The 3,719-nt window shown below is 49.0% G+C and carries 3 protein-coding genes and 1 pseudogene; all 4 read left to right on the plus strand.

All coding sequences use genetic code 11. The annotated features are described in order from the left end of the window. On the plus strand, nt 1-337 hold a 337-nt coding region (locus AC1DUA_RS31305), incomplete at its 5' end, for a hypothetical protein (protein WP_477503458.1). 23 nt (nt 338-360) lie between these two features. Further along, nucleotides 361-996, plus strand: a complete 636-nt coding sequence (locus AC1DUA_RS31310; protein ID WP_477503459.1) for a D-sedoheptulose-7-phosphate isomerase — start codon at nt 361-363, stop codon at nt 994-996. Further along, the gene (locus AC1DUA_RS31315; protein ID WP_477503460.1) at nt 993-1,964 is read left to right on the plus strand and encodes an ROK family protein; all 972 of its coding nucleotides are present in this window, start codon (nt 993-995) and stop codon (nt 1,962-1,964) included. Before AC1DUA_RS31310 ends, AC1DUA_RS31315 begins: the two co-directional genes overlap by 4 nt. Nucleotides 1,965-2,089: 125 nt before the next feature. Beyond that, nucleotides 2,090-3,537: pseudogene (locus AC1DUA_RS31320) on the plus strand (ribulokinase). The last annotated feature ends 182 nt before the right edge of the window (nt 3,538-3,719 follow it).

The following is a 3,719-nucleotide window of genomic DNA, read 5'->3' on the forward strand; positions in this document are numbered from 1 at the left end:
CGGTTATCTTGGCTTAGCGTTTCAGTCTGACGACCATCCAATCCTTCTGTCTTCTGCACCGGAATTGATGAAGTGGTCTGAAAGGGCAAACAAGGATCTTGCTGACGGGATTAATTACCGTGAGGTCAACGATCCTCCATTTAATAAACAAGAACGAGATAGACTTAAGCAGCTCCGCACACAATTAGACGCCTATTTAACTCAAAATATGGATAAGTTCATAGTAAGTGAAGGGGTATTGAACGATTGGGATCAATTCATTAAGCAATGTAGAGACAAAGGGGCAACCGAGATTGAAACGATTTACAATACCGCACTTGCAAGAGTGATGAAGTAACTTAATCAAGGGGGGCCTACGGAATGAACGCTATTTTGTGTTCAATGACAACACGTTATCCAGAATTAATAAACTGTTTATCAGATATCGAATTGGGATTTGAGCTATTAAACCATTCGTTTAACCAAGGAAACAAGCTGTTATTGTGCGGTAATGGTGGAAGTGCCGCAGATTGTGAGCATGTTGTTGGCGAGTTGATGAAGGGGTTTATATCCAAAAGGCCGTTGTCCACATCCATAAGCGATCGTTTTGAACGTGAGTTTCCAGGAGAAGGTTTTGATCTCGCCGATAAGCTCCAGGGTGCGCTGCCAGCGATTTCGCTCGTAAGTCACTCAGCTTTGATAAGTGCGTATGCCAATGATGTTGATCCAGAAATGGTTTTTGCTCAACAAGTGTATGGTTATGGCCGCTCAGGGGATGTATTAATTGCGTTCAGTACATCAGGCAACTCTACGAATATCCTTCGGGCTCTACAGGTCGCCAAGGTGCAAGGGTTGAAAACCATTGGTTTCACCGGGGATAGTGGGGGTAAATTAAAGTCTTTATGTGATGTGACGATATGTGTGCCTTGGGAGAAAACACTCGATATTCAAGAAAGGCATCTGCCTATTTATCATGCGTTATGCATGATGTTAGAGGAGGCGTTTTTTCCCAAATGACCTTAGTTGCAGCAATCGATATTGGTGGTACAAAGTGTGCAGTAACTTTGGCAGTTGTAGAACAGGATAACGTTGTGTTTGTGGACAAAATGAGATTTCTGACCCCATCTGGGCCGGACATGGCAATCGGTGAAATCTGTGCAGCGCTTGATGCTCTATTCATTCGTCATCCAGATCAGAGGCCTGAAGCCATAGGCATTAGTTGCGGAGGTCCACTTAACAGCCAAGCGGGCGTTATTCTCTCCCCTCCGAATCTTCCAGGCTGGGATCAGATTGATATCCTATCTCCTTTTCGTGAACGATACGGGGTTCCAGTTGGATTACAGAATGATGCCAATGCTTGCGCCTTAGCTGAATGGCGTTTTGGAGCGGGGAAAGGCTGTCGCAACATGGTCTTTCTTACTTTTGGCACAGGAATGGGAGCGGGGCTTATCCTTAACGGGCAGCTCTATATAGGTACGAATGATATGGCGGGTGAAGTAGGGCATGTTCGTTTGGAAGCCGGTGGACCCTGGGGATATGGAAAGGCGGGTTCATTTGAGGGTTTCTGCAGTGGCGGAGGTATCGCGAAGCTCGCTCGAACGATGTCACTTCAAGCCATTCAGGAAGGCCAACCACCTTCTTATTGCCAAACAATGGCCGATCTGAGTAGTTTGACTGCGGAGAAGGTAGGAATGGCTGCGGAAGCAGGGGATCCTATGGCGATTCAGGTTTTTAATGAGGTAGGCCACCGCTTGGGGCAAGGGATTGCTATGTTAATTGATGTGCTTAATCCGGAGAAAATCGTAATTGGCAGTATATATGGACGACAACACAAGCTGCTGGAGCCTATAGTTATGAGAACACTAAAGCAGGAAGCACTAACTTTCTCCCTAGATGTTTGTGATATCGTGCCTGCTGGGTTGGGTGAGCAGGTTGGGGATTATGCAGGTGTATCTGTTGCAATAGAAATTTTAAATAATGTGTAAGCGTGGGGGAAATAGGGATGGAGAAAGAGATGGAGATAGGGGCGGGGATAGGGATGGAGAAAGAGATCAAGAAAGAGATCAAGAAAGAGATCAAGAAAGAGATCAAGAAAGAGATCAAGAAAGAGATCAAGAAATACGCCCTTGGTGTCGATTATGGTACGGAAAGCGGTCGGGCTGTGTTGGTGGATGTGCATACGGGTGAGGAAATAGCGGCACATGTAACGACTTATGCACACGGTGTCATAGATCGTCAGCTGCCGGGTTCGGAGGCGATGCTGCCGAAGGAATGGGCACTGCAGCATCCGGGTGATTATCTGGATGTTCTTCGTCAATCGGTCCCCGCAGTGCTTCAGCAAGCAGGAATTCCGCCGGAGTCTGTGATCGGCATCGGCATTGATTTCACCGCTTGCACGGTGCTGCCTGTGAATGCGGAAGGTGTTCCGTTATGCTTCTTCGAAGAGTACAGGAATGATCCGCATAGCTGGACGAAGCTCTGGAAGCATCATGCAGCAGCCCCGCAAGCGGAACGAATAAATAATCTGGCCAAAGCGAGGAGCGAAGATTTCCTGCCCCGCTATGGAGGCAGCATTTCTTCGGAATGGCTTCTGCCCAAGCTGCTGGAGACGGCCCAACAGTCGCCGGTTGTATTTGAAGCGGCCGATCGCTTTGTGGAGGCGGCGGACTGGGTTGTATGGCAGCTCTGCGGCGAGCCCGTCAGGAGCAGCTGCTGTGCAGGTTACAAGGGAATATGGCACAAGTTGGAGGGTTATCCATCTTCGGAGTTTCTGAAGCAACTGGATCCTCGATTCGAAAATTTGTACGAGACCAAGCTGGCTGGAGCTGTATTACCCGCCGGATCTCGTGCAGGTGGGTTGGAACCTCGGATGGCCAAAGATCTCGGTTTGCTACCAGGCACAGCTATTTCTACTGCTATCATTGATGCACACGCCGCTGTTCTTGGCTGTGGTGTCACGGAGCCAGGCAGCATGGTTCTGGCTATGGGAACTTCACTGTGCCACATGGTTCTCAGTGATGAGGAACATCTTATTCCAGGCGTTAATGGTGTAGTGGAAGACGGAATTGTTCCGGGAATGTTTGGCTATGAAGCGGGTCAACCGGCAGTCGGCGACATGTTCGCCAGTCGGCGGCTTTCGGCACAAGACGGATCATAGAAACCTTTGAAGAAAGCGGTGTACATATAGAGTCACTTTATGCCTGCGGCGGGTTGCCACAAAAAAATAAGCTGCTGATGCAAATATTTGCCGATGTACTGGGTATGGACATCAGGGTGGCGAAGTCGACTCAGCCTGTAGCGCTTGGGGCTGCCATCTGCGGGGCAGCGGCAGCGGGTAGCCAAGTAGGCGGCTACGACAGCCTGAGTGATGGGATTCGAGCGATGGGACAAACGAAAGAGCAGTTCATTCGTCCGAATAGTGAGCTCAAGGCTGCTTACGACAGGTTGTACGCTCAGTACCGAGTGATGCACGAGGCGTTCGGATTACCTTCTGGCAGCGTAGGGAAGGTAATGCGTGAGCTGAAAAGTATGCGAACTAGCATCGGTGATAGCCATTAAACGTCAGCCTTTGATGCTAAGATGAAGGCGCCGCCGCTCAYTCACACTTTAACGTCGAAAAACAGCGTTAYAGCRGGYTTTATCCRGGTGGAGGGTTCTTCCRSMRGAGATAAGCTTRTTTTTCGACGTTAAAGTGAAGGCGCCGCCGCTCAYTCACACTTTAACGTCGAAAAACAGCGTTA

Source organism: Paenibacillus sp. 01T422, assembly GCF_056398785.1.

Excerpts from the sequence above, each read along its gene's own strand:
- AC1DUA_RS31315 (WP_477503460.1), top strand. The coding sequence starts at position 993 with ATGACCTTAGTTGCAGCAATCGATATTGGTGGTACAAAGTGTGCAGTA.
- AC1DUA_RS31310 (WP_477503459.1), top strand. The coding sequence starts at position 361 with ATGAACGCTATTTTGTGTTCAATGACAACACGTTATCCAGAATTAATA.